Origin of the sequence: Streptomyces sp. NPDC051561 (assembly GCF_044454195.1) — a bacterium.
GTDB lineage: Bacteria > Actinomycetota > Actinomycetes > Streptomycetales > Streptomycetaceae > Streptomyces.
In genome coordinates, this window is the sequence record NZ_JBITDM010000017.1 from 156,361 (window position 1) to 180,426 (window position 24,066).

The 24,066-nt window shown below is 72.0% G+C and carries 29 protein-coding genes; 7 read left to right on the top strand and 22 right to left on the bottom strand.

Going from position 1 to position 24,066, the window contains the following annotated elements:
- Nucleotides 1–11: 11 nt before the first annotated feature.
- From trpM to hisI, 7 genes are all read right to left on the bottom strand, one after another.
- Nucleotides 12–164, bottom strand: a complete 153-nt coding sequence (gene trpM / locus ACIA73_RS30270; protein ID WP_399442050.1) for a tryptophan biosynthesis modulator TrpM — start codon at nt 162–164, stop codon at nt 12–14.
- The gene (gene trpC / locus ACIA73_RS30275; protein ID WP_399442008.1) at nt 161–970 is read right to left on the bottom strand and encodes an indole-3-glycerol phosphate synthase TrpC; all 810 of its coding nucleotides are present in this window, start codon (nt 968–970) and stop codon (nt 161–163) included. Before trpC ends, trpM begins: the two co-directional genes overlap by 4 nt.
- A gap of 116 nt (nt 971–1,086) precedes the next feature.
- A complete protein-coding gene (locus ACIA73_RS30280; RefSeq protein ID WP_399442009.1) occupies nt 1,087–1,581 on the bottom strand; it encodes a DUF2752 domain-containing protein in 495 nt (164 codons plus the stop codon).
- A gap of 172 nt (nt 1,582–1,753) precedes the next feature.
- Complete coding sequence (locus tag ACIA73_RS30285; protein WP_399442010.1) at nt 1,754–2,005, bottom strand: HGxxPAAW family protein; 252 nt, start codon at nt 2,003–2,005, stop codon at nt 1,754–1,756.
- A 96-nt stretch (nt 2,006–2,101) separates the two neighbouring features.
- Nucleotides 2,102–2,782, bottom strand: coding sequence for a TIGR02234 family membrane protein (locus ACIA73_RS30290; RefSeq protein WP_399442011.1), 681 nt, complete (start codon nt 2,780–2,782; stop codon nt 2,102–2,104).
- A gap of 6 nt (nt 2,783–2,788) precedes the next feature.
- Complete coding sequence (locus ACIA73_RS30295; RefSeq protein WP_399442012.1) at nt 2,789–4,285, bottom strand: anthranilate synthase component I; 1,497 nt, start codon at nt 4,283–4,285, stop codon at nt 2,789–2,791.
- A gap of 11 nt (nt 4,286–4,296) precedes the next feature.
- On the bottom strand, nt 4,297–4,713 hold the full coding sequence (gene hisI / locus ACIA73_RS30300) for a phosphoribosyl-AMP cyclohydrolase (RefSeq protein ID WP_399442013.1): 417 nt from the start codon (nt 4,711–4,713) through the stop codon (nt 4,297–4,299).
- Between the two features lie 83 nt (nt 4,714–4,796).
- On the opposite strand from hisI, the gene ACIA73_RS30305 reads away from it, so the two are divergent.
- Nucleotides 4,797–5,429 (top strand): TIGR03085 family metal-binding protein, encoded by a 633-nt coding sequence (locus ACIA73_RS30305; RefSeq protein WP_399442014.1) that lies wholly within the window; start codon nt 4,797–4,799, stop codon nt 5,427–5,429.
- Nucleotides 5,430–5,539: 110 nt separating this feature from the next.
- Here the strand turns inward: ACIA73_RS30305 and ACIA73_RS30310 are convergent, their stop codons facing one another.
- The 11 genes from ACIA73_RS30310 to hisD form a co-directional block, all read right to left on the bottom strand.
- Nucleotides 5,540–6,802 carry an MFS transporter gene (locus tag ACIA73_RS30310; RefSeq protein ID WP_399442015.1) on the bottom strand — a complete coding sequence of 421 codons (1,263 nt, stop codon included), beginning with the start codon at nt 6,800–6,802 and terminating at the stop codon, nt 5,540–5,542.
- A 97-nt stretch (nt 6,803–6,899) separates the two neighbouring features.
- A complete protein-coding gene (locus tag ACIA73_RS30315; protein WP_399442016.1) occupies nt 6,900–7,505 on the bottom strand; it encodes a helix-turn-helix domain-containing protein in 606 nt (201 codons plus the stop codon).
- Nucleotides 7,506–7,590: 85 nt separating this feature from the next.
- Complete coding sequence (locus ACIA73_RS30320) at nt 7,591–8,706, bottom strand: cytochrome P450 (RefSeq protein ID WP_399442017.1); 1,116 nt, start codon at nt 8,704–8,706, stop codon at nt 7,591–7,593.
- A gap of 216 nt (nt 8,707–8,922) precedes the next feature.
- A complete protein-coding gene (hisF, locus tag ACIA73_RS30325) occupies nt 8,923–9,678 on the bottom strand; it encodes an imidazole glycerol phosphate synthase subunit HisF (RefSeq protein WP_399442019.1) in 756 nt (251 codons plus the stop codon).
- Complete coding sequence (locus tag ACIA73_RS30330; RefSeq protein ID WP_399442020.1) at nt 9,675–10,073, bottom strand: RidA family protein; 399 nt, start codon at nt 10,071–10,073, stop codon at nt 9,675–9,677. Before ACIA73_RS30330 ends, hisF begins: the two co-directional genes overlap by 4 nt.
- A complete protein-coding gene (gene priA, locus ACIA73_RS30335) occupies nt 10,070–10,795 on the bottom strand; it encodes a bifunctional 1-(5-phosphoribosyl)-5-((5-phosphoribosylamino)methylideneamino)imidazole-4-carboxamide isomerase/phosphoribosylanthranilate isomerase PriA (RefSeq protein WP_399442021.1) in 726 nt (241 codons plus the stop codon). The genes ACIA73_RS30330 and priA overlap by 4 nt, the downstream gene beginning before the upstream one ends.
- Nucleotides 10,795–11,436: an imidazole glycerol phosphate synthase subunit HisH gene (gene hisH / locus ACIA73_RS30340; RefSeq protein WP_399442022.1), complete on the bottom strand. Its 642-nt coding sequence runs from the start codon at nt 11,434–11,436 to the stop codon at nt 10,795–10,797. Before hisH ends, priA begins: the two co-directional genes overlap by 1 nt.
- Entirely contained in the window at nt 11,433–11,600 is a 168-nt protein-coding gene (locus ACIA73_RS30345; RefSeq protein ID WP_399442023.1) for a hypothetical protein, read from the bottom strand. The genes hisH and ACIA73_RS30345 overlap by 4 nt, the downstream gene beginning before the upstream one ends.
- A gap of 4 nt (nt 11,601–11,604) precedes the next feature.
- Nucleotides 11,605–12,198: an imidazoleglycerol-phosphate dehydratase HisB gene (gene hisB / locus ACIA73_RS30350; protein ID WP_362414881.1), complete on the bottom strand. Its 594-nt coding sequence runs from the start codon at nt 12,196–12,198 to the stop codon at nt 11,605–11,607.
- Entirely contained in the window at nt 12,195–13,301 is a 1,107-nt protein-coding gene (locus tag ACIA73_RS30355) for a histidinol-phosphate transaminase (protein ID WP_399442024.1), read from the bottom strand. Before ACIA73_RS30355 ends, hisB begins: the two co-directional genes overlap by 4 nt.
- Nucleotides 13,298–14,647, bottom strand: a complete 1,350-nt coding sequence (gene hisD / locus ACIA73_RS30360; RefSeq protein WP_399442025.1) for a histidinol dehydrogenase — start codon at nt 14,645–14,647, stop codon at nt 13,298–13,300. Before hisD ends, ACIA73_RS30355 begins: the two co-directional genes overlap by 4 nt.
- Nucleotides 14,648–14,854: 207 nt before the next feature.
- Between hisD and ACIA73_RS30365 the strand changes: the two genes are divergently transcribed.
- From ACIA73_RS30365 to ACIA73_RS30385, 5 genes are all read left to right on the top strand, one after another.
- Nucleotides 14,855–16,402 (top strand): oxidoreductase, encoded by a 1,548-nt coding sequence (locus ACIA73_RS30365; protein WP_399442051.1) that lies wholly within the window; start codon nt 14,855–14,857, stop codon nt 16,400–16,402.
- A gap of 214 nt (nt 16,403–16,616) precedes the next feature.
- Entirely contained in the window at nt 16,617–17,696 is a 1,080-nt protein-coding gene (locus ACIA73_RS30370) for a hypothetical protein (RefSeq protein ID WP_399442026.1), read from the top strand.
- Nucleotides 17,697–17,701: 5 nt separating this feature from the next.
- Complete coding sequence (locus ACIA73_RS30375; RefSeq protein WP_399442027.1) at nt 17,702–18,493, top strand: LON peptidase substrate-binding domain-containing protein; 792 nt, start codon at nt 17,702–17,704, stop codon at nt 18,491–18,493.
- A gap of 17 nt (nt 18,494–18,510) precedes the next feature.
- On the top strand, nt 18,511–19,011 hold the full coding sequence (gene ybaK, locus ACIA73_RS30380) for a Cys-tRNA(Pro) deacylase (protein ID WP_399442028.1): 501 nt from the start codon (nt 18,511–18,513) through the stop codon (nt 19,009–19,011).
- 75 nt (nt 19,012–19,086) lie between these two features.
- Nucleotides 19,087–19,161, top strand: a complete 75-nt coding sequence (locus ACIA73_RS30385) for a 50S ribosomal protein bL37 (protein WP_399442052.1) — start codon at nt 19,087–19,089, stop codon at nt 19,159–19,161.
- A gap of 252 nt (nt 19,162–19,413) precedes the next feature.
- Here the strand turns inward: ACIA73_RS30385 and ACIA73_RS30390 are convergent, their stop codons facing one another.
- The 4 genes from ACIA73_RS30390 to ACIA73_RS30405 form a co-directional block, all read right to left on the bottom strand.
- On the bottom strand, nt 19,414–20,181 hold the full coding sequence (locus ACIA73_RS30390; RefSeq protein ID WP_399442029.1) for an ABC transporter permease: 768 nt from the start codon (nt 20,179–20,181) through the stop codon (nt 19,414–19,416).
- A gap of 112 nt (nt 20,182–20,293) precedes the next feature.
- On the bottom strand, nt 20,294–21,100 hold the full coding sequence (locus ACIA73_RS30395) for an ABC transporter permease (RefSeq protein WP_399442053.1): 807 nt from the start codon (nt 21,098–21,100) through the stop codon (nt 20,294–20,296).
- Between the two features lie 5 nt (nt 21,101–21,105).
- Nucleotides 21,106–22,092 (bottom strand): ABC transporter ATP-binding protein, encoded by a 987-nt coding sequence (locus ACIA73_RS30400; protein WP_399442054.1) that lies wholly within the window; start codon nt 22,090–22,092, stop codon nt 21,106–21,108.
- A 197-nt stretch (nt 22,093–22,289) separates the two neighbouring features.
- Nucleotides 22,290–23,594: an NYN domain-containing protein gene (locus ACIA73_RS30405; RefSeq protein WP_399442030.1), complete on the bottom strand. Its 1,305-nt coding sequence runs from the start codon at nt 23,592–23,594 to the stop codon at nt 22,290–22,292.
- 295 nt (nt 23,595–23,889) lie between these two features.
- Between ACIA73_RS30405 and ACIA73_RS30410 the strand changes: the two genes are divergently transcribed.
- On the top strand, nt 23,890–24,057 hold the full coding sequence (locus ACIA73_RS30410) for a hypothetical protein (RefSeq protein ID WP_399442031.1): 168 nt from the start codon (nt 23,890–23,892) through the stop codon (nt 24,055–24,057).
- The last annotated feature ends 9 nt before the right edge of the window (nt 24,058–24,066 follow it).

A 24,066-nucleotide genomic window follows, 5' to 3' on the forward strand; every position in this document is an offset into this window, starting at 1 on the left:
GAACCGACGTTTCAGGGACGCCATCGCATGCCGTTGATCTGACCCGGCTCGGAGCCGATGTGGTACCTGACCCGCCGGCCCCGCACCCGCCGCGCGGGCGCGCGACAGCCGCGAGGGAGGCAACCGCGGGCGAGACGGGCGTGCGGGGTCATGGTGCGGGTCAGCCCCGTCCGTGGCGCAGCGCCGGGTGGGCGCCCGCGGCGACCAGGTCGGCGACGGCCGACCGGGGGTCACGGCCGGTGACCAGCGATTCGCCGACGAGCACGGCGTCCGCGCCCGCGTTGGCGTACGCGATCAGGTCGTGCGGTCCGCGCACACCGGACTCGGCGATCTTCACGATGTGGTCGGGGATCTCCGGGGCGACGCGCTCGAAGGTGCCGCGGTCGACCTTGAGGGTCTTGAGGTTGCGGGCGTTCACGCCGATGATCCTGGCTCCGGCGGCGACGGCCCGGTCCACCTCGTCCTCGTCGTGCACCTCGACCAGCGGGGTGAGACCGATGGACTCGGCCCGCTCGATGAGGGAGACCAGCGCGTCCTGCTCCAGGGCTGCGACGATCAGCAGCACCAGGTCGGCGCCGTAGGCACGGGCTTCCCAGAGCTGGTAGGCGGTGACGATGAAGTCCTTGCGCAGCACCGGGATGTCGACCTTGGCCCGGACGGCTTCCAGGTCGGCCAGCGAACCGCCGAAGCGGCGCTCCTCGGTGAGCACGGAGATGACGGCGGCGCCACCGGCCTCGTAGTCGGCGGCCAGGGCGGCGGGGTCGGCGATGGCGGCGAGCGCCCCCTTGGAGGGGCTGGACCGCTTGACCTCACAGATGACCTTGACGCTGTCGCCGCGCAGGGCCGCGACGCCGTCCTTGGCGACGGGCGCCTTGGCAGCCCGCTCCTTGAGCTCCTCCAGGCTGACACGTGCCTGCCGCTCTGCGAGGTCGGCGCGTACGCCTTCGATGATCTCGTCGAGCACACTCACGCGAGCTGCCCCCTTCCGGGACGGTGGTGGAGGACCAGGATCGGCCATGGTCGATGGTATCCGCACCCGGGCGAAGGACCCGCATCCGGTTGACGTCTGTCCCACTACCTGGGCATTCAGGGCGCGAGGGCGGAACCGAACGGCAGGTTCCGGACAATGCTGAAGACCGCGAAAAGACTTCCCACGACCCACCATTGGACGGATGTCAGCGCGATCCGCATGCTCCTGCCGCGCACTGCTCGTGTGATCCACGCCACCATCAGTACGGCGAAAACGGCGTACCCGGCGACGGCCATCGCATTGGCCCCCAGCGCAGTCACCAGGTCTCCGTTCGCCACCGCGTGCGCGCTGCGCAGCCCGCCGCAGCCGGGACAGTAGATGCCGGTGGTGGCCAGCAGCGGGCAGACGGGGTAGTGGCCCGGCTGGTTGGGGTCGACGGTCCCGACGTACACGAAGGCGGCGACGACCCCGGCGAGCGTCCCGAGAGGGGCCGCCAGGCGGCGCGCCAGGGAGCGGGGCGGGGGCGGCCCCGGCGGGGCGGGGTGCGGGACGTGTCCGGGCGGGCCGGGGTGCGGGGGAACCGATGCGGTGTTCGGCGAGGTGGCGTCCACCCGGCGATTGTCTCCGCTGCGTCCCCTCGGCGCACGCGTCAGGGCCCGGTGGGACGCGAAAAGGCGCAGCCCCGCTGGGCTGCGCCTGGTGCGTCGTACGTACGTCGGGCCCTGAGGCGGGCCGCCGTCCTGCCCTGAGGCGGGCGCCGTACGTCGTGCCGTCCGGCAAGGACTACTGAAGCTGGGCCCGGCCGGCTGCCGCCCGCGCGTCGACCAGCGACTGCGACTCCTTCGGCATGCCCATACCGGCCTTGCGCATGGCCAGGCCGATCACGCCGCCGACCAGCGAGACGCCGATGCCGACCCAGAAACCGACCGAGTTGGCCATCACCATGTAGGCGCTGGAGACGCAGATGCCGATGAAGGCGATGACTACGCCGGTCCAGGCGGCCGGGGTGTGTCCGTGGTGTCCGCGGCTGGGCATGAGGTGCTCCTTGTTGTCTTCAAACACTTCAGCTTCGAGAGCTTCGAGATGCTCGGGCTCATTGTTCCCCACCCGGGCACCGCGCGTGACTTCGGGTCACCCTTCGCGCGTCGGCGCCCGTCCGCCGTCGGGGGCGGTCGGGTCCTCGCCGCGGTCGAGGGCCTTCCAGAGTTCCTCGGGCCGTTCGGGGTCGGCGGGCCTGCGGGTACGGGCGCGGGGTCCGCCCTCGCGCTCGTACCGGCCGCCCATGCCCGGCCACTTGCCGCCGAACCGCAGGGCGAGAAGTCCGGCGACCAGGAGGAGCAGGCCGCCGAACGCGGTCACGTACGGCCAGCCCGTTCGGGTGATGTCGGTGACGGTGGCGGCCAGGTCGCCGGAGAGCTTGGCGGCCTGCTCGTCGAGTGCCGCGTGGTCACCGGCGCCGATCAGGGCGGCGGCGACGGCTCCGGCGCCGCTCAGCGCGAGCAGTGCGGAGACCAGGACGCGGCCGGCCCGGCGGACGGCGAAGATCGCCACCAGGGCGGCCAGGCCGACGATGGCGAGGGCGGCGGGCGCGCCGGTGATCGACTGGCCGTCGGCGTCCAGGGTCTTGGCTCCGATGCCCGCGACGGTCGCGGTGCCGGAGGCCCAGATCTGCCCGGAGGCGATCAGGACGACGGTCGCGCCGAGCGCGCCGAGCAGCAGGGCGGCGGCGAGACTGCGCCTGCCGCCGCCCCGGCTCGGGGCGGGCTCTGCGGGGGTCTGGGGTGTGGGGGGTACGGCGCTCACACCCCCCACTATCCCTCACGCCCGTGCGCCGCCACCGAGCCGGTTGGCCGTGTGGACCGCGCGCAGTACTGCGGCGGCCTTGTTGCGGCACTCGGTGTCCTCGGCCACCGGGTCGGAATCGGCGACCACACCGGCTCCGGCCTGCACATATGCGGTTCCGTCGCGCAGCAGCGCGGTGCGGATGGCGATCGCGGTGTCGGAGTCCCCGGCGAAGTCGAGGTAGCCGACGCAGCCGCCGTACAGTCCGCGCCGGGTCGGCTCCAGCTCCTCGATGATCTGCATGGCGCGCGGCTTGGGGGCGCCGGAGAGGGTGCCCGCCGGGAAGCACGCCGTGAGGACGTCGAAGGCGGTCCGTCCGGCGGCGACGCGTCCCGTCACCGTGGAGACGATGTGCATCACGTGCGAGTACCGCTCGATCGACATGAAGTCGACGACCTCCACCGACCCCGGTTCGCAGACCCTGCCGAGGTCGTTGCGGCCGAGGTCGACGAGCATCAGGTGCTCGGCGCGTTCCTTGGGGTCGGCCAGCAGTTCGTCGGCGAGTGCCTGGTCCTGCTGCGGGGTGGCGCCGCGGTGCCGGGTGCCGGCGATCGGGTGGACCATCGCGCGCCCGTCCTCGACCTTGACCAGCGCCTCCGGGCTGGACCCGACGACATCGAACCCGTCAAGGCGGAAAAGGTACATGTACGGGGACGGGTTGGTGGCCCTGAGCACCCGGTAGACGTCCAACGCGCTTGCGTGGCAAGGAGTTTCGAAGCGCTGGGAGGGGACGACCTGGAAGGCCTCGCCCGCCCGGATGCGCTCCTTGATGTCGTCGACGGCGGCCTGGTACTTCTCCCCGCCCCAGCCCTCGGTGTACACCGGCACCTCGGAGGGCGGGAGCACGGCGGGCGCGGTGGGCACGGCCCGCGAGAGGTCGGCCTCCATCGCGTCCAGCCGGGCGACGGCGTCCGCGTAGGCCTCGTCGACGCCGGTGTCGAGGTCGTTGTGGTTGATCGCGTTGGCGATCAGCAGGACGGTGCCGTACCGGTGGTCGAGTACCGCGAGGTCCGAGGTGAGCAGCATGGTCAGCTCGGGGAGCCGGAGATCGTCGGTGCCGTGGTCGCCGATCCGCTCCAGGCGGCGCACGATGTCGTACCCGAGGTAGCCGACCATCCCTCCCGTGAACGGCGGCAGGTCCCCGGCCAGGTCGCGCGGGGTGTGCAGGGTTTCGACGGTCGCCCGGAGCGCGTCCAGCGGATCACCGTCCTGCGGTACGCCGACGGGAGGCGTCCCCAGCCAGTGGGCCTGCCCGTCGCGGGCGGTGAGGGTGGCGGCGGAGCGGACGCCGACGAAGGAGTAGCGGGACCAGGAGCGGCCGTTCTCGGCGGACTCCAGGAGGAAGGTGCCGGGGCGTTCGGCCGCGAGTTTGCGGTAGAGCCCGACGGGGGTGTCGCCGTCCGCGAGGAGCCGGCGGCTGACGGGGATGACGCGGCGGTCGGCCGCCAGCTTGCGGAAGGTCTCCAGATCCATGCGCGTTGACCCTACTTGCCGTCGGAGAGCGGAGGGACGTCGACCGGGGGGACGTCGCCCCGGGGGGCGTCGACCGGGAGGACGTCGGCGTCGAAGCAGGTCCGCTCGCCGGTGTGGCACGCCGCGCCCGTCTGGTCGACCTTGACCAGCAGCGTGTCGCCGTCGCAGTCCAGCGCGACCGACTTCACCCGCTGGACGTGCCCGGACGTGTCCCCCTTGACCCAGTACTCGCCCCGGCTGCGCGACCAGTAGGTGCAGCGGCCGGTGGTGAGGGTGCGGTGCAGGGCCTCGTCGTCCATCCAGCCGAGCATCAGCACCTCGCCGGTGTCGTACTGCTGGGCGATCGCGGGGACCAGCCCGTCGGAGGTGCGCTTGAGCCGGGCGGCGACGGCCGGGTCGAGGGAGCTGTGGGGCGTGGGCGTACTCATAGGGCAATTGTGCCGGTACGCGGGCGGGTGCCGACCGGATGTCCACTGTGCGGACGGCCCCGGGCGGTCGTACGCTGGCCGACATGTCGACCCATGCGAAGCGTGAACGGCTCCTCCTCGCCGACCTGTTGGAGGCCGCGGGCCCCGACGCGCCGACCCTGTGCGAGGGGTGGAGCACCCGTGATCTCGCGGCCCATGTGGTGGTGCGCGAGCGACGTCCGGACGCGGCGGCGGGCATTTTGGTGTCCGCCCTGAAGAACCGGCTGGACCGTGTGCAGTCGGAGTTCGCCGCGAAGCCGTACGAGGAACTGATCCAGCTCATCCGTACGGGTCCGCCGCGGCGCTCCCCGTACTCCCTGAAGCAGGTGGACGAGGCGGCGAACACGGTCGAGTTCTACGTCCACGCCGAGGATGTGCGCCGCGCCCAGCCGGACTGGACCCCGCGCGAGCTGGACCCGGTCTTCGCTGACGCGCTGTGGTCCCGGGTGGAGAAGATGTCCCGGGTGCTGGGCCGCCGCTCCCCCGTCGGCCTGGTCCTGCGCCGCCCCGACGGACAGACCGCGGTCGCGCACCGGGGGACGCCGGTGGTGACGGTCACCGGCGAACCCGGCGAACTGATCCTCTTCGGCTTCGGCCGGCAGGACGCGGCCAGGGTGGAGCTGGAGGGTGAGAAGGAGGCGGTGACCCGCGCCCACGAGGCCAGGCTGGGGCTCTGAGCAGGGCGAGTCGAGCGGGGCGCCGAGGCGCCTCGCTCGCAGGGGGCACGCGCCGTGTCACTGCGCGACCACTTCGCGCGGATGCGGCCCGTGCCGCCCGGGCAGGCCCGCTACCCCACCGGCAGCTCCGCCCCCCGAACCTCCCCGTAGGTGACGCCGACCACCGCCGCGCTCCCGCACACCACCGCACATCCCGCGAAGACCGCCCCCGCCCCCCACAGGTCGACCGCCAGCCCCATCACCGGATACATCAGCGGTGCGAACCCCAGGCTGACCAGTGACGTCACCGAGGTGACCCGCCCCAGGTAGGCGGGGTCCGCCGACGTCTGGATCAGGCCCGCCGTCAGACCTCCGCTGAGTGCCACCAGGAACCCCATCGGCGCGGCGACCGCCACCGCCCACCCCAGCGCCGGGACCGCTCCCAGCACACCGACCAGCACCGATCCCCCCATCAGGGCGACCAGCCGTACCGTCCCGGCCCTTGCGACCCGCCCCCGTACCGTCAGCAGCATCGCGCTGCTCGCCGCGCCCACGCTGAACGCGCCCAGCATCCACGCCACGCCCGGCGCACCCCAGCCCCGCTCCATCGACAGCAGCACGAGGCCGACGTTGAGCAGCGGGATGCCGCCCAGTTCGAAGAGGACGTTGGACAGGACCAGGGGGCCGATCAGCCGGTGGCGGCGGATGTAGCCGAGTCCGCCGGTCAGGTCCCCCCAGACGGAGCGGGGCTGCTTCGCGACCGTTCCCCCCGCCTCCGCCTCCTCCGGCAGCGGTGCCACCCGGAGCGCGAGGAGCAGCACCAGCGACACCGCGAACAGCCCGCCCGCCACCGCGAAGGCCGCCGCGGGTCCGCCCAGGCCCATCGCGAGCCCGGCCACCGGTGCCCCGACGATCCCGCCGAACCGGCTGGTCAGCGCCTTCATCCCCTGGACCCGGACGAGTTGGCCGGGTCCGGTGATCCGGGGCGGCAGCGCACCCACCGCGGGCAGGAACAGCGCGTCGACCGCGCCGAAGACCAGCGCCACCACCACCAGCAGCCACACAGCGGGCCCGGTCACCATCAGGGTCACCGCGATCCCGATGATCACCGCGCAGCGCACCAGGTCGGAGCCGATGACGATCCGGCGGGGGCCGATGCGGTCGGCGATCACACCGCCGCCGAGCATCAGGACGGCCCGGGGTATCGCCCCCATCGCCATGATCATGCCGACCTCGGCGGGCCGGCCGGCCTGCGACGCGGCCCAGCCGAGGGCCAGGAAGTAGATGGTGTCGCCGACGAGGGAGGCGGCGTACGCGCCGAGCCAGCGCAGGACATTGGGATCGCGGTGGGCGGCCTTGCCCGGCGCCACCGGTTCCACGCGTGGTTCAGTCATCGCAGTGCTGCCCTCTCAGGGACGGATCTCAGGAATTCTTGGTGACCTTCACGGGTGACCGTCACGGGGCTCTCACACCACTCACCGGCCGGGCCGCTCACGGACGGAACGGAAAGCCGAACATCTGGACGGAGACGCGCTCCCGCCCCTCCGTGTCCCCGGCCGCCTCCGCGTCCCGCCCGCGCTCCCGCCAGGCGAGGATCACCTCGCGGAGCTCCGCGGACATCCGCTGCACCTCCGGGGCGGTCAGCCGGGGCATGTACTCCCAGTTGAACGCCGCGTCCCGCCACTCACTGCCCCAACTCCCGCTGTGGTCCAGGTAGAGGGAGTGACGGTCCCGGCGGGCCTGGAGAAGTTGCCGGGTGACCTGCCCGACGACGGCCACGCTCTCCGGCGCGTCGCCGAAGTCGGAGTGCCGGAAGGTGAACCCCTGCTCGGTGGCCACCTTCCACCAGCGCTCGCGGCCGTCGGTGCCCTGCTCGGGGGCCTCCACGATGAAGCCGTGGGCGGCCATCTTGCGCAGGTGGTAACTGATCAGCGAGACGGCCTCGTCGACCTGGTCGGAGAGGTGCGACGCGGTGGCCGCGCCGCCGGTGAAGAGCGCGCGGTAGAGGTCGATCCGCAGGGGGTGGGCGAACACCTTGAGGGCATCGAGATCCGTAATGCGCCGGGGTTCGGGCGGATGTTCGGGTTCCGGTGCCATGTGCGCACCCTAAAGAGGGAAGGAAAAGTTGCGCAATATCCTTTGCGCAACTTTACCTTCCCAACTCATCCGCCCCAGCGGCCAGTTACCAGCGCACGGGCAGCTTGCGCACCCCCCTGATCAGCTCGCCGGGGATCCAGGGGCCCGCGTCCGGCGACCCGTCGGCGGCCAGCTCCGGGAAGCGTTCGAGCAGCGTACGCAGAGCGACCCGGCCCTCCACGCGGGCCAGCGGGGCGCCCAGGCAGAAGTGGATGCCGTGCCCGAAGGCGATGTGGCCGCGGGCGTCGCGGCGGATGTCGAAGCGGTCCGGGTCGTCGAAACGCGTCCCGTCGCGGTCGGCGTCGGCCATCACGATCACCACCGAGGAGCCCGCCGGGATGTGCGCCCCGCCGAACTCGATGTCCTCGCGGGCGATCCGCGGCGTGGAGCCCTCCACGGGACCGTCGTACCGCAGCGCCTCCTCGATCGCCCCGTCGATCAGCCCGTCCAGGTCGGAGCGGAGCAGGGCGAGCTGGTCGGGGTGGTGGAAGAGTGCGCGCAGCCCGTTGCCGATCAGGTTCACCGTGGTCTCGTGGCCCGCGACGATCAACAGGAAGGCCATGGAGAGGAGTTCGTCCTCGCTGAGCCGGTCACCCTCCTCGTCGGCGGTGTGGATCAGCGCGCTGAGCAGGTCCTCGCCCGGGGCCTTGCGCTTGGCCTGGATGAGCCCGGTGAGATACGGCATGGCCGCGCCGTACGCGGCCTGCTCGGCCTCCTCACTGGTGGGCGCCACCGCCTCGTTGGACCAGGCCCGGAAGGCGTCCCGGTCCAGGTCGGGCACGCCGAGCAGGTCACAGATGACGGTCATCGGGAGCGGGAAGGCGAGCGCGTCGATCACGTCGGCGGCGCGCGCCCCGTCCGCGGCCCCCGCCGCCTCCATCGCGTCGATCAGCTCATCGGTGATCCGCTGGACGCGGGGCGCGAGCGCCTCGATGCGGCGTGAGGTGAATTCACGGGCCACCAGCCGGCGCATCCGGGTGTGGTCCGGCGGGTCGCTCAGCAGGACGTGGGCGTTGCCGGGTCCGTAGGCGTAGGCGGGCAGTTGCGGGGCGAGGTGCCCGTACGTACGCCAGTCGCGGCTGAAGCGGGGGTCGGTGAAGGCGGCGCGGCACGCCTCGTGGCCGACGATCAGCCAGAGGTCTTCACCGTTGGAGGTCACCACCCGGTGGACGGGGCCCTGTTCACGGAGCCGGGCATAGACGGGCTAGGGGTCGGCGACGAAGTCGGGGCTGAGGCTCAGCAGTTCCACAGGTGGCGTTCCGGACACGGACGGCGACATGACTGTTCCCCCTCGAAAAGACTCTTCCGAGGGGGAAACGCTGGCCATTGACGATCTCCACCACAGCCGTTTTGCGACAGCTGCACGCAACGCGGGAGCTCAGCGCACCGGATGCCCGGACTGCCCCAGTACTGCCTTGACCTCGGAGATCTTCAGGTCGCCGAAGTGGAAGACGGAGGCGGCCAGTACGGCGTTGGCACCCGCGTCGACGGCCGGGGCGAAGTGCTCCAGCCTGCCCGCACCGCCGGAGGCGATCACCGGCACCGTGACGTGCTCGCGCACCGCGGCGATCATCTCGGTGTCGTAGCCGTCCTTGGTCCCGTCGGCGTCCATCGAGTTGAGCAGGATCTCGCCCGCGCCCAACTCGGCGGCCCGGTGCGCCCATTCGACGGCGTCGATACCGGCGGACTTGCGGCCACCGTGCGTGGTGACCTCGAAGGAACCCGACTCGGTGCGCCGCGCGTCGACGGACAGCACCAGCACCTGCCGTCCGAACCGCTCGGCGATCTCGCGGATCAGCTCGGGGCGGGCGATCGCGGCCGTGTTCACGCCCACCTTGTCCGCCCCTGCCCGCAGCAGCCTGTCGACGTCGTCCGCGGTGCGTACGCCGCCGCCGACGGTGAGCGGGATGAAGACCTGCTCGGCGGTGCGGCGCACCACGTCGTAGGTGGTCTCCCGGTCGCCGGAGGAAGCGGTGATGTCGAGGAAGGTCAGCTCGTCGGCGCCCTCGGCGTCGTAGAGCTTGGCCATCTCGACGGGGTCGCCCGCGTCCCGCAGGTTCTGGAAGTTGACGCCCTTGACGACCCGGCCCCTGTCCACGTCAAGGCAGGGGATGACCCGTACGGCGAGGCTCACGCGGCCCCTCCCCGGTAGGCCTCGACCTCGACCTCGACGACCAGCGAGGGGTCGACGAAGCCGGAGACGATCAGCATGGTGGCGACCGGGCGGACGGAGTCGAAGAGTTCCTTGTGGGCGCGGCCCACCTCGTCGACGTCCCGGGCGTGGGTGAGGTACATCCGGGTGCGGACCACATCGGCGGGTCCCAGGCCCAGTTCCTCCAGTGCCTTGAAGGCGACCCCGAAGGCGGTCGTCGCCTGCTCGTACGGGGTCCCGGCGTCTATCACGCCGTCCACCACGGACGTACATCCGGCGACCAGTACGAGGCCGCCGGGCAGCTCGACGGCACGCGAGTAACCGAACCGCTCCTCCCAGGGAGCGCCGGTCTGCACCTTGCGTACGGACTCACTCATCGTGCGACCGCCTCCAGGGCTTCTTCCAGGGTGAACGCCTTCGCGTACAGCGCCTTGCCCACGATCGCACCCTCGACGCCGTCCGGCACCAGGGAGGAGATCGCGCGCAGGTCGTCGAGCGAGGAGACGCCGCCCGAGGCGACGACGGGCTTGTCGGTGGCGGCGCAGACGTCTCGGAGCAGCTCCAGATTGGGGCCCTGGAGGGTGCCGTCCTTGGCGATGTCGGTGACGACGTAGCGGGCGCAGCCCTCGGCGTCGAGGCGGGCGAGCGTCTCGTAGAGGTCACCGCCGTCGCGGGTCCAGCCACGGCCCCGCAGGGTGGTGCCGCGCACGTCCAGGCCGACCGCGATCTTGTCGCCGTACTGCGCGATGACCTTGGCGACCCACTCCGGGGTCTCCAGCGCCGCCGTACCGAGGTTGACGCGCTTGCAGCCGGTGGCGAGGGCCGCCTCCAGCGAGGCGTCGTCGCGAATGCCTCCGGAGAGTTCGACCTTGATGTCCATGGCGGCGGCGACCTCGGCGATCACCTTGCGGTTGTCGCCGGTACCGAAGGCGGCGTCCAGGTCGACCAGGTGCAGCCACTCGGCGCCGGAGCGCTGCCAGGCGAGGGCGGCTTCCAGCGGGGAGCCGTACGAGGTCTCGGAGCCGGACTCGCCGTGCACCAGCCGGACGGCCTGTCCGTCGCGGACGTCGACGGCGGGGAGGAGTTCGAGCTTGGGCATCAGAGGGTTCCGATCCAGTTGGTCAGCAGCTGGGCTCCGGCGTCGCCGGACTTCTCGGGGTGGAACTGGGTGGCCCACAGTGCCCCGTTCTCCACGGCGGCGACGAAGGGCTCACCGTGGGTGGCCCAGCTGACGCGCGGGGAGGCGATGCGGGCGTTGGTGACTTCGAGGGTCCAGTCGTGGACGGCGTAGGAGTGCACGAAGTAGTAGCGCGCCTCGGCGTCCAGACCGGCGAACAGCCGCGAGTCCGCGGGCGCGTCGACGGTGTTCCACCCCATGTGCGGTACGACGTCGGCCTTGAGCGGCCCGACCTCGCCGGGCCACTCGTCCAGGCCCTCGCTCTCCACGCCGTGCTCGATGCCGCGTTCGAAGAGGATCTGCATACCGACGCAGATGCCCATCACGGGGCGCCCGCCGGACAGCCGGCGGCCGATGATCCAGTCACCGCGCGCCTCGCGCAGGCCCTTCATGCAGGCGGCGAACGCGCCGACGCCGGGGACGAGCAGCCCGTCGGCGTTCATCGCGGTGTCGTAGTCGCGGGTGATCTCGACGTCCGCGCCGACCCGGGCCAGTGCCCGCTCGGCCGAACGCACATTGCCGAAGCCGTAGTCGAAGACGACGACCTTCTTCTGATCGCTCATTCCCAGATTCCCTGAATACGCATGATTCCGGCGGCGAGGCACATCACCGCGGCGAGGCCGAGCAGCACGATGACGCCCTTGGGCATCTTCTGCTTGGAGAAGGAGATGACGCCGCCGATCAGGAACAGCCCGACGACGATGAGGATGGTGTTGAGGCCGTTCATGGGTTTACAGGGCGCCCTTGGTCGACGGGAGGATTCCGGCCGCGCGCGGGTCGCGCTCGGCGGCGTATCGCAGTGCCCTGGCGAGGGCCTTGAACTGGCACTCCACGATGTGGTGGGCGTTGCGCCCGTAGGGCACGTGGATGTGCAGCGCGATCTGGGCCTGCGCGACGAAGGACTCGAAGATGTGCCGGGTCATCGTGGTGTCGTACGCGCCGATCATGGGCGCCATGTTCTCGGGCTCGGTGTGCACCAGGTACGGGCGGCCGGAGAGGTCGACGGTGACCTGGGCGAGCGACTCGTCCAGCGGGACGGTGCAGTTGCCGAAGCGGTAGATGCCGACCTTGTCGCCGAGGGCCTGCTTGAAGGCGGCGCCCAGCGCGAGGGCGGTGTCCTCGATGGTGTGGTGGGTGTCGATGTGCAGGTCGCCGTCCGTCTTGACCGTGAGGTCGAAGAGGCCGTGGCGGCCGAGCTGGTCGAGCATGTGGTCGTAGAAGCCGACACCGGTCGCGACATCGACCTTGCCGGTGCCGTCGAGGTCGATCTCGACGACGACGGAGGTCTCCTTGGTGGTGCGCTCGACGCGTCCAACGCGGCTCATGAGCTCTGCTCCTTCATAAGGTCGCGTACCGCTTGCAGGAACGCGTCGTTCTCGTCGGGGGTGCCGGCCGACACACGCAGCCAGCCGGGTACGCCGTTGTCCCTGACCAGGACGCCCCGGTCGAGGATCTGCTGCCAGACGGCGTGGGAGTCGTCGAAGCGCCCGAACTGCACGAAATTGGCGTCGGAGTCGGTCACCTCGCAGCCGGCCGCGCGCAGTTCGGTGACCAGCCGGTCCCGCTCGGACTTCAGCTGCTCCACGTATCCGAGCAGCGTGTCGGTGTGCTCCAGGGCGGCCAGCGCGGTCGCCTGGGTGACCGAGGAGAGGTGGTACGGAAGACGCACCAGCTGTACGGCGTCGACGACCGCCGGGTCGGCGGCGAGATAGCCGAGCCGGAGCCCCGCCGCGCCGAAGGCCTTGGACATGGTGCGCGAGAGCACCAGGTTCGGGCGGCCCTCGATGAGCGGCAGCAGCGAGGCGTGATGGCTGAATTCGCCGTACGCCTCGTCGACGACCACCAGGGAGGGCTTGGCCTCCTGAGCCGCTTCGTACAGGGCCAGGACGGTGTCGGCCTCGACCGCGGTGCCGGTGGGGTTGTTGGGGGAGGTGATGAAGACGACGTCGGGCCGGTGCTCGGCGATGGCCTTCCGGGCGGCTTCGACGTCGATGGTGAAGTCGTCGTTGCGGGGCCCGGAGAGCCAGTGCGTGCCGGTGCCGCGCGAGATGAGCGCGTGCATGGAGTACGAGGGCTCGAAGCCGATCGCACAGCGGCCGGGGCCGCCGAAGGCCTGGAGGAGCTGCTGGAGCACCTCGTTGGAGCCGTTGGCGGCCCAGACGTTCGCCGTGGAGACCTGGTGGCCCGCGGTCTTCGTCAGGTACTTGGCCAGTTCGGTACGCAGCTCGACCGCGTCCCGGTCGGGGTAGCGGTTGAGGTCGCGGGCGGCCTCGCGGACGCGCTCGGCGATCCGGTCGACCAGCGCCTCGGGGAGCGGGTACGGGTTCTCGTTGGTGTTGAGGCGGACCGGGACGTCCAACTGGGGCGCGCCGTAGGGGGACTTGCCGCGCAGCTCGTCGCGGATGGGGAGATCGTCGATGTGCGTCATGCCTGCGGGACCTTCCAGCCACCGTGCTCGTCCTGTCCGCCCCCGGGGAAACGTGCCTTGACGGCCGCGCCGTGGGCCGGCAGATCCTCCGCCTCCGCGAGCGTCACCACGTGGTGCGCGACGTCCGCCAGGGCTTCTCGCGTGTAGTCCACGATGTGGATGCCGCGCAGGAAGGACTGCACGGAGAGGCCGGAGGAGTGGCAGGCGCAGCCACCGGTCGGCAGGACGTGGTTGGAGCCCGCGCAGTAGTCGCCCAGCGAGACCGGGGCGTACGCGCCGACGAAGATCGCGCCCGCGTTGCGCACCCGGCCGGCCACGGCGGCGGCGTCGCGGGTCTGGATCTCCAGGTGCTCGGCGCCGTACGCGTCGACCACCTTGAGCCCGTCCTCCAGGGACTCCACCAGCACGATCGCGGACTGGCGTCCGGCGAGCGCCGGAATGATCCGGTCCGCGCCGTGCTTGCTGGCCTCGACCTGCGGGGCCAGTTCCTTCACGACCGCGTCGGCCAGTTCGGCCGAGTCGGTGACCAGGACGGCGGCGGCCAGCGGGTCGTGCTCGGCCTGGGAGATCAGGTCGGCGGCGACGTGCACCGGGTCGGCGGTGTCGTCCGCGAGTACGGCGATCTCGGTGGGGCCTGCCTCGGTGTCGATGCCGATGCGGCCGGTGAAGTAGCGCTTGGCGGCGGCGACCCAGATGTTGCCGGGTCCGGTCACCATGTTGGCGCTCGGGCAGGACTCGGTGCCGTACGCGAACATCGCCACGGCCTGGGCGCCTCCGGCGGCGTACACCTCGTCGATGCCCAGCAGCGCGCAGGCGGCCAGGATGGTGGGGTGCGGCAGGCCGCCGAACTCGCGCTGCGGCGGGGAGGCCAGCGCGATCGACTTGACGCCCGCCTCCTGCGCCGGAACCACGTTCATGATCACGGACGACGGATAGACGGAGAGCCCGCCGGGTGCGTAGAGCCCGACGCGGTCGACCGGCACCCACTTCTCGGCCACGGTGCCGCCGGGGACGACCTGGGTGACGTGGGTGGTGCGGCGCTGTGCGCGGTGGACCAGCCTGGCCCGCCGGATCGACTCTTCGAGCGCGGCCCTGACCTGGGGGTCGAGCCCGGTGAGCGCATCCGCGAGCGCCCGGGCCGGAACCCGGACCTCGGTCAGCCGCACACCGTCGAACCTCTCCGCGAGGTCGATCAGTGCCGCGTCGCCACGATGATGCACGTCCTCGCAGATCGGCCGCACCTTCTCCAGGGCGGCCGTGACGTCGAAGTCGGCTCGGGGCAGCAGGTCGCGCAGGGCTCCACCCTCGGGGAGGGCGTCACCGCGCAGATCGATTCGTGAGATCACGCGGTCAATTCTCTCAGACCGGTTCCGGCCGACGGTCGCCCGTATCAATGGCTGATACAGGCCACAGCAGGAGGCAGGCGTACCGGTTGTCACCGGTGACCACTAGCGTGCACCTGGTTACGTAGGGGATTGATGGGGAGGCAAGCAGTGTCCGAGGCGCAACGGGACCCGGAGGCGCCGCACTGGCTCACCGCCGCGGAGCTGGGAATGTGGCAGGCGTTCCGCAACGGCAGCACCTACGACCTGCGGGTGCACGACCCGCTGGCCGACGACCCGATGGTGGACCGGCCCTGGGTACCGGAGCGGACGGTGCGGGCCAGGGTGGTGGCGCTGCTGCTGCTCAGCGGGCCCGACGCGCTGCCGGGGCGGGTGGCGGCGCTGAAGATGCGGGGGGTGCAGATCATCGGGGCGCTGGATCTGTCCGGGGGGACGGTCGTGCCGTTCGTCGAGCTGACGGGCTGCCGTTTCGGGAACGAGCTGCTGCTCTCGGAGTGCCGGTTCATCACCCTTCGCCTGATCGGCTGCGCCATCCCCCGGCTGGAGGCAGCCCGGCTGCACACCGAGGGGGATCTGCACCTCCCGCGCTGCCGGATCGAGAACGGCATGCGGCTGACCGACGCCCAGATCGGCACCGACCTGCTCATCAACCAGGCCGTCGTGCACCGCGATCGCCGCAACCGGGCCATCGCGGCCGACGGCCTGTCCGTCGGCCAGGACCTCCAGGCGGAACTGATCGAGACGTACGGGGAGGTCAGCCTGCGCGGCGCGAAGATCGGTGTCTCGCTGAGCCTGCGCGGCAGCCGGCTGCGCAACCCGTACGGCAAGCTGGCTCTGAACGCCCCCCAGCTCACGGTGGAGCGCACGCTCTATCTGACGCCGGCCGGTCTGTCCTCCTCCACCTACGGCAACGCCACCCCGCCCTACGGCATCGGCCGCGGCATCGGGCACACCCCCGCCCGCGGCCTGCGCGTACAGCGCTTCGAGTGCGAGAGCGGGCTGCGGCTGGACGACGGCCGGTTCGGCGACGCGATCGACCTCCAGGACGCCCGCTTCACCCTGGAGAACGACCAGCAGCTCTCCCTGCGCCGCATCCAGACCCCCGAACTGCGCTTCCTCTGCGAGCGGCCGGAGCGGGGGAAGGTCGTGCTGTCCGGGGCGCGGATCGTCACCCTGGTCGACAAGTCCACCAGCTGGCCGGGCCCGGGCGGCCTCTCGATGGGCGGCTTCGTGTACGAGAACCTGGTCCCGCTCGGCCACTTCCCGCTGGCCCGGCGGCTGGAGTGGGTGACGGCGGCGACCCCCGAGTACGCCCCGGAGCCGTACGAACGCCTGGCGGCCGTGAAGCGGGCGGGCGGCGAGGACTCCGAGGCCCGCGAGGTCCTCCTGGCCAAGCAGCGGCGCCGCCGGGAGACCCTCCCGCTGGCCGGGAAGGCGTGGGGCATCATCCAGGACTGGGTGGTCGCCTACGGCTACCGCCCCGGCCGTGCGGCCCTCTGGATGGCGGTCCTCTGGGCGGCGGGGGCACTGGCCTTCTCCCGGTACGACCCCGATCCGATCAAGGCGGAGGAGCATCCGCAGTGGAGCGCCCCGCTCTACGCCCTCGACCTCCTGGTCCCCGTCATCAACCTCGGCCAGGACGGCTACTGGCGCCTGGAGGGCGGCTGGCAGTGGGCGGCCGCCTGCCTGATCCTGCTCGGCTGGATCCTGGCCACCACGGTCGCGGCAGGAGCGTCCCGGCTCCTGCGACGGGGGTGACCTCGGGCCCCCGCGTTCCCTTTGCCCCCGTGCCCCCGCGCCCGCCCCCTCGCCACATTCACCGCGCCCTCCCATCCACCCCACACCCCCCTCTCCTCCCGCCCCCTTTCTTTACCGTCCCTTGACCATGTCCCGTACAACCTTCCGGCCGCTACCAAAGCTTCACAGCCAGCCCCTGGCACCCCGTTCACCTGCGGTTTTCAATGGTTCAACCATGTCATTCCTTCGCGCGCTGATGAGCTCCGCCCGCCTGGTCCGCCGCCCCGCGCCGCGTGCCGCCAGCAGGCCGGCGACGGACGACGATCTGCTGCTCGACGCCCCCGACGCACACATCGCCCCGGCCCTCGTCGCCGCCGCCCAGGGCAGCTTCACGCAGGCCTCGGCGCTGCTCGCGGCGACCCGCGAGCGGGCCGAGTGGGAGAACCGCGACCGGTACACCCTGCGGCTGGCCGCCTTCGCCCACCACCGCCAGGACTGGCTCACCGACTGGCTGCTCGCCGCCCCGCACGATCCGGACGCCCTGCTGGTCAAGGCCGAGCTGGAGGTGCGCCGGGCACTGGAGTCCCCCTCCCCCGCCGACCGGCTGCGTCCGGCGGGCGTGCTGATCGACGCGGCGGCGGCCGGCGCCCCGTCCGACCCGGTGCCCTGGCGCATCGCCCTGGACCACGCACGCGGCACCCAGGCCGCCCACGACACCTTCGAAGCGCTCTGGGGCCAGGCCATCCGCCGCTCCTCGCACCACTACGGCTGCCATGTGGCGGCCCTGCGCTATCTGGCCGCCCAGGGGTCCTCGTACCGCGAGTGCTTCGACTTCGCCGAGCAGGCCGCCGAGGACGCGCTGCCCGGTTCGCTGATCCAGGCGCTGCCGGTGCGCGCCGCTTTCATCCTGCTGTCCGACGGCCTGGCCCCGGCCACCTCTCCCGAAGCCACCCCGCTCGCCCACGACCTGGCCGCGAGGATCGACAAGGCCGCCGATCTGGCCATCGCACTGTCGGCGGAGTACGAGTGCGGCGACCCGTGGGCGGCGGAGATGCGCAATCTGCTGGCGTACGTGCTGGTCAGCAGGGAGCGGTGGACCCAGGCGCTGGAGGAGTTCCGGCTGATCGGCCCCTGTGCCACGTCCTTCCCGTGGGCGTCGCTGACCGACGATCCGCTGGGCCGTTTCCTCGAAGTGCGGGACGCGGCGCGGTCCCGGGCGGCCGACGAGGTGCCGCTCGCGGCGGATCGTACGAAACCCGTGGGCGTCCGCAGATGGTCCACCGGACGTAGCCGGTCGAACGGCCATTACGCTTGAGCGTTGTGACCACCGTTCGTCTTCCGCTCTTTCCGCTGAACTCGGTTCTGTTCCCGGGCCTCGTGCTGCCGCTGAACGTCTTCGAGGAGCGTTATCGCGCCATGATGCGCGACCTGCTGAAGTCGGCTCCCGAGGGTGAGGGGGCCGGTGACGGTTCCCTTCCCGACGGGTCGGGGGACGACGAGGCGCGCCGCTTCGCCGTCGTCGCGATCCGTGACGGCCGGGAGACCGCCAGGACCGCCACCGGGATGCCCGACGACCCGACGGCGATCACCGAGGCCGGTCCCGCGGCGGGCTTCGGCAAGGACCCCATCCAGGCGTTCCACCGGGTGGGCTGCGTCGCCGACGCGGCGACCATCCGCGAGCGCGAGGACGGCAGCTTCGAGGTGCTCGCCACCGGCACCCAGCGCGTCAAGCTGCTGTCCGTCGACGCGACCGGCCCCTATCTGGTCGCCGAGCTCGAAGAGCTGGAGGAGGACCAGGGTGACGAGGCCGGTGCCCTCGCCGAGGGCGTACTGCGAGCCTTCCGGGCGTACCAGAAGCGCCTGGCGGGCGCCCGCGAGGCGACTCTCACCACCTCCGCGGACCTCCCCGACGAGCCGTCCGTCGTCTCCTACCTGGTGGCGGCGGCGACCATGCTGGACACCCCCACCCGCCAGCGGCTCCTCCAGGCCCCGGACACGGCCACCCGGCTCCGCGAGGAACTGACCATCCTGCGCAGCGAGACGGCGATCGTCCGCCACCTCCCCTCCATTCCGGCCGAGGCCCTGACCCGCGCCCCCACCTGCCCCAACTGACCGAAGGGTCGCCCCAGTTGTCGAAGAAGAAGCAGTCCCAGGCGGCAGGCGGCACCCCGGCCACGGTGGCACTGGCCGCGGCGGGCACGGCGTACACCCTGCACTCCTACGCCCACGACCCGGCCGCGCCCTCCTACGGCGAGGAAGCCGCCGAGGCCCTCGGTGTCACCCCCGACCGCGTCTTCAAGACCCTCGTGGCCGACGTCGACGGCACCCTCACGGTCGCGGTCGTCCCGGTCGCCGGCTCCCTCGACCTGAAAGCCCTCGCCTCGGCCGTCCACGGCAAGCGCGCCACCATGGCCGACCCGGCCGCCGCCGAACGCACCACGGGTTACGTCCTCGGCGGCATCTCCCCCCTCGGCCAGCGCAGAAAACTCCGCACCGTCCTCGACGAGTCGGCCGCCGCCCACCCCACCATCTGCATCTCGGCGGGCCGCCGCGGCCTGGAGGTCGAGCTCTCCCCCGCCGACCTCGCCACGCTCACCTCGGCGGTACTGGCCCCGATCGGCCGCACCTAGCCCCTCGACGGACGCCCCTCTCTCGACTAGGACCCAAGGAAAGGTTCCACGGTCCTACCGTGAGGGGTGCGACGCATGTCCAAGAAGACCCGCAAGCGCAAATGGCGCGTCAAAAAGTCCAAAGCCAACCACGGCAAACGCCCCGCCTGAGGAGGCAGCCCCCTCCAGGGGTGCGAGGAACTGCGCGAGCAACCACCCCCCCCACCCGCCTCCCTCCCCACCCCCAAGCACCAACCCGACAGCCCTGCGGCCAGCAGTTCAGGGAAGGGGCGGGGAGGGGCAAACCCGCCGAAGGCACGCGGTGACCGCACTTGCCGGTGCGGTCACCGCGCACACCACGGCCACCGCGCACACCACGGCCACCGCGCCCCCTCGGCCACCGCACTCCCGCCTGCCGCGCGCCTACCGCGAAGAGGCCCCCGACCCGCCCCCCTGACCAGGGTCAACACGCCCACCCGGCTCCTCGTCCCGCTGCGCCCCCTGTACTCCCGGCCCGGCCGGCAAATCCGCATAGGCCCCCGGCTCCACCCCGAAGTACCCCCACTCCGGCTCCGGGTCCCGGACTCCCCACACCGCCGTAAGCCCCAGATGCACCAACACCGCCACGAACGGCCAAGCCAGCAACGCCCCCAGCGCCTGCAGCTTCAACGGCGCGTCAAAGGTGACCCCCACCCCCACCGACTTCGCCTGCGCGACCACGTCCGAGGACGGCCCGAACCACCACGCCCCGGTCAGCCACCCCGCCACGGAACCCAGCAGTCCGCCCAGCAGCAGAGCGATCACCAGCGGGATCCCGCCCCGCCGGTACAGCCAGAAGACGACGGCCCCGCTGATCAGCCCGAAGCCGATGCCCAGCAGCACGAAGACGCTGTCCGCCCCGGCCGCCTCCTCGCCCTCGGTGTCCTTGAGGAAGACCGCCTTGTCGGTCGACACCAGCCCCACCTTCGGCGCCAGCCAGGCCCACAGCAGCCCCAGCAGCAGCCCGGCCGCCGCCAGGACCAGCATCACCACGGCACCGCGCCGGATCTCGGTCAGCAGATCGGGGTCCCCGATATCGCTGCCGCCCCCGGAAGAGGCCTTGTCGTACGTCGCCCCGTCCCCGTGCGCGGCAGGTGTCTGCCAGGGGTCGTGGGGCGAGGGCTGGTGAGGCGGTGTCAGAGGTGCGGTCACCCTGACATCGTGCCAGGCACCCCCGGAGCCCGCCTCACCGGACGCCCCATAGGGAAACCACCCCGCCCGCTGCCCGCCCGGGGGCGAGCGGCCGGGGGCCGGGCGCAGGCGCTCAGCGGACGGAGGCCCGCCGGTACGCCCAGGTGGCGACCGCCAGCGACACCACGCCGACGCCCGCGCACACCGAGAGGTCCAGCGCGACCGCCGCCCAGTCGGGGTGCGCGTCGAAGGTACGGGCGAACGCCTCGACCCCGTACGTGGAAGGCAGCAGATCGCGCGCGTACGAGATCAGCGCCGGCATCCGTTCGGCGGGCAGCACCCCGAGCAGCAGCGCCGCCGACATGCCCAGCTGCCCGAGCAGCGTGGCCAGTTCGGGCCTGGGCGCCAGCAGCCCCAGCGCCGCCCCGAGCCCCGCCAGCGCCGCCCCGGCAAGCGGAATCACCGCTGCCAGCACCCACACATTGCCCACCGGCAGCCCGAAGAGCGCACACCCCACGCCGGCCGTGACCAGCGTCCCCGGCACGGTGAAGGAGGCGTACGCCCCGGCCGCCCCCAGCACCACGGCGGCGGGCGGCACCGGCAGCGTCGCGTAGTGGTCGAGCCCGCCGCTCGCCCGCAGCTGCCCGAAGTACTGCGCGAGCAGATTCAGCGCGACGAAGGCGACCACCAGCACACTCGACCCGGCCACCACGGCCCGCGCCTCGCCGCCGCCGTCCACCACCCCGCGCATCAGGATCATGATCCCGACGGACTGGAAGGTCGCCACGAACAGCAGCGGGATCCGCGCCACCCGCGCCCGGGATAGCTGCGCCCGGTACACGGCGGCCAACGAAGGCAGGAACCGCGCCCGGGGCGCCAGCTCGGCCGCCTCGTCCTCCTGAGCCCGGGCCCCCGGTACCGCGATCCGCACGCCCGACACCGTACTCACGCCTTGACCAGCCCTTCCGTGCGCCCGCCGCCGAGCGCGAGGTAGACGTCCTCCAGGCTCGGGGTGGCCAGGGTGAAGTCGTCGAGGGCGGCGAAGGCGGCACCCCCGGTGACCGCGGCGACCGCGGCCCGTGCCTCGTCGGGCGCCAGCCGGAGCACCCAGCGGCGCCCCGATTCCTGGACCCTGTCCTCCCCGAGCCCGCGCAGCGCGGCCACCTCGGGCACTTCGACCGGGGCCCGCTCCCGCCACACCAGCTCCACCCGCACCTCGTCGGCGACCTGCGCCTTGAGCCCGGTGGGGGTGTCGCAGGCGATGACCCGCCCGTGGTCCAGGACGGCGACCCGGTCGAGGACGGTCTCGGCCTCGATGACGTTGTGGGTGACCAGCAGGACGGTCGCGCCGCGCTCGGCGCGCCGCCGGTCGACGGCCGCCCACACCGCGCGCCGGGCGACCGGGTCCATTCCGGTGGTCGGCTCGTCCAGGACCAGCACCGGCCGTTCCCCCACCAGCACCGTGGCGAAGCAGGCCAGCCGCCGCTGACCGCCGGACAGCTTCTTCAGGGGTTTCCCGGCGATCGCGGTCAGGGCCAGCTCTTCGAGTACGTCGTCACGCTCGGCCCGCGCCGCCCTCAGGGTCAGTCCGCGCAGCCGGGCGGTCGTCTCCACGGCCAGCGACACGGTCAGCTCGTCGAGTGCGGTGCTCTCCTGGCCGAGGTAGGCGAGCAGCCTGGCGGCCCGTTCGGGGTGGCGCACGAGGTCGTGGCCGAGGACGTCGACCCGGCCGGAGTCCGGGCGCATCAGCCCGGTGAGCTGCCGCACCAGGGTGGTCTTGCCGGCGCCGTTGGGGCCGAGCAGGCCGAAGATCTCGCCGCGCCGCACGGTGAGGGAGATGCCGTCACTGGCCCTGACCTCGGGCACCGCGGGGGCACCGCGCCGGGCCCGGGCAGCGGGATAGACCTTCACCAGGTCCTCGACCGCGCACACCACAGCACGCTCGCGCGAGGTCCCCTGCGACTGAGCTGTCACAGATCCCGCCGTCACCCCTGCTACGCCCGTACTCACGAGCCATGAGCCTACGCGGTCCCGAACGCCCGGATTGCCCCCGGTCCCGGGAGTGCCTCCGGGCGCCCGGCACGTGCCCGCCCCGCGGCCTCTCACCGGCCCCGCGCCCCGGCCGTCGCCTAGTCGGCGGCGACCACGTGCTCAGCGGCCGCGCGGACATCGATCTCGCGCCAGAATCCCGCCCGGATCGCATACCTGTCGTGCTCGTCGATCTGGTCGTCCTTGTGGGCGAGCAGGCCGAACCTGGCGGCGTAGCGCAGCAGTTCGCCGTCGATGCGGTGCGGGATGCGCGGGTACATAGTGGAGAGTTTCTGGGTGTGGCCGGGTTCGGGGAGGCGTTCCATCCAGCGGCGGGCGAAGACCTGGCCCACCTCGAAGGGGTCGCCGCCGACGGTGGTGATGTCCTCCTCGCGGTCCGCCCAGCGCTGCTCGGCGCTGGTGAGCTGGGCGAGGGTGGGCAGGGAGGCGGTCTCGGGGGGCTCGCCCAGGGAGGAGCCGTTGCCGGAGCGTTCGACCCAGCCCCTGTCGGAGGACCAGCGCAAGGTGGCGTTGGGGGGCGGTCCGGTCGGGGGGTGCTGCGGGTGCTGGGCGGGCTGGGTGCCGGGGCCGCGCAGTCCGGCCAGGTCCTTGGGGGTGGGGACACCCCTGGCGCTGCCCGCGGCGGGGGTCTCGGCGGTGTGCGCCGCGGGCGCCTCGGCGGGGCTGGTTCCGTTGCGCGCGACGGCCGCGGCGTCGGCCCTGGCCTGCGCCTCCACCCGGGCCTGGGCCTCCGCCTGGGCGGCCAGCGCGGACTCGGGCAGCGGGGCGGAGAGGATGGCGGCGATCTCGGGGCGCGGGACGGGCGGCGGGGCGCAGATGCCGCCGTACTCCTTGGCCCGTACCGCCCTGGTGATCCACACCCGGTCCAGCACGCGGCGCTCGTCGGCCTCGGCGACCAGGTCCTCCGACTGGTTGTAGTCGCCGTCGGCTGCCTGCACCGCCCACAGGTGGACCGCGACGCCGTGCTCCTTGGCGGACATCAGACCGGGTAGCAGATCACCGTCACCGGTGACCAGGACAATGTCGGAACAGGCGCGATTTCTGGCCAGTTCGGTGAGTTCCGCGTGCATGGCCGCGTCCACGCCCTTCTGGGCCCAGCGGCCGTCGCTGCGGGTCAGGGCGCCCAGCCGGACGGTGACCCGGGGCATCACCCGCAGCCTGCGGTGCTCGGGCTGCGGAACCCGGTCGGGGGCGCCGTCGAACCAGTAGATGCGCAGCAGCGGTTGCTGTGTATCGGCCTCGGCGCGTTCCCTCAGGCCCTGGATGAGGGCGGCATGATCGACGGTGATGCGCGAGCGGGCCGGCTCCCCGGCCAGCAGACTCGCGGCGGCGCCCAGCAAGTAGCCGGCGTCCACCAGGACGACGCAGCGGTCCACGCGTTCCACCCTCTTTCTGGCACCTTGGAAAAATCATTTGGGTTCGAATTACTCGAAAACAAGAGACAAGGCTCGACAGCCGTACGGGTTTCTCACGAGTCTGCCCGACCTCGCGAGGCTTAACGGCCGGAACTCGATCATCGGCGCGGCGGGGAGCGAAGTTGCCGCCGAAGTTACTCCCGATGGCGCCCTGATACCTCCACTCGGGCCCGACTTCGTACCGTAATGATCCAAAATGCGAGCTACCTCCCGCTGTGTGACTCTGGTCGCGGCCCTGGCACCTAGACCTTTCAGGAGGCATCCCATGGCCAAGAACAAGAACAACCGGAAGCAGCCCTCGGAACAGGACCGCTCTTCGCAGCAGGCCGAGAAGAGCAGTTCCTTCGAGGCGCAGTCGCAGGTACAGAACCCGGCGCAGGGCAGCCCGGCGGACGTGGCCCGCAAGCATCAGCGACGCTTCGGTCACAACTGATAGCCCGTT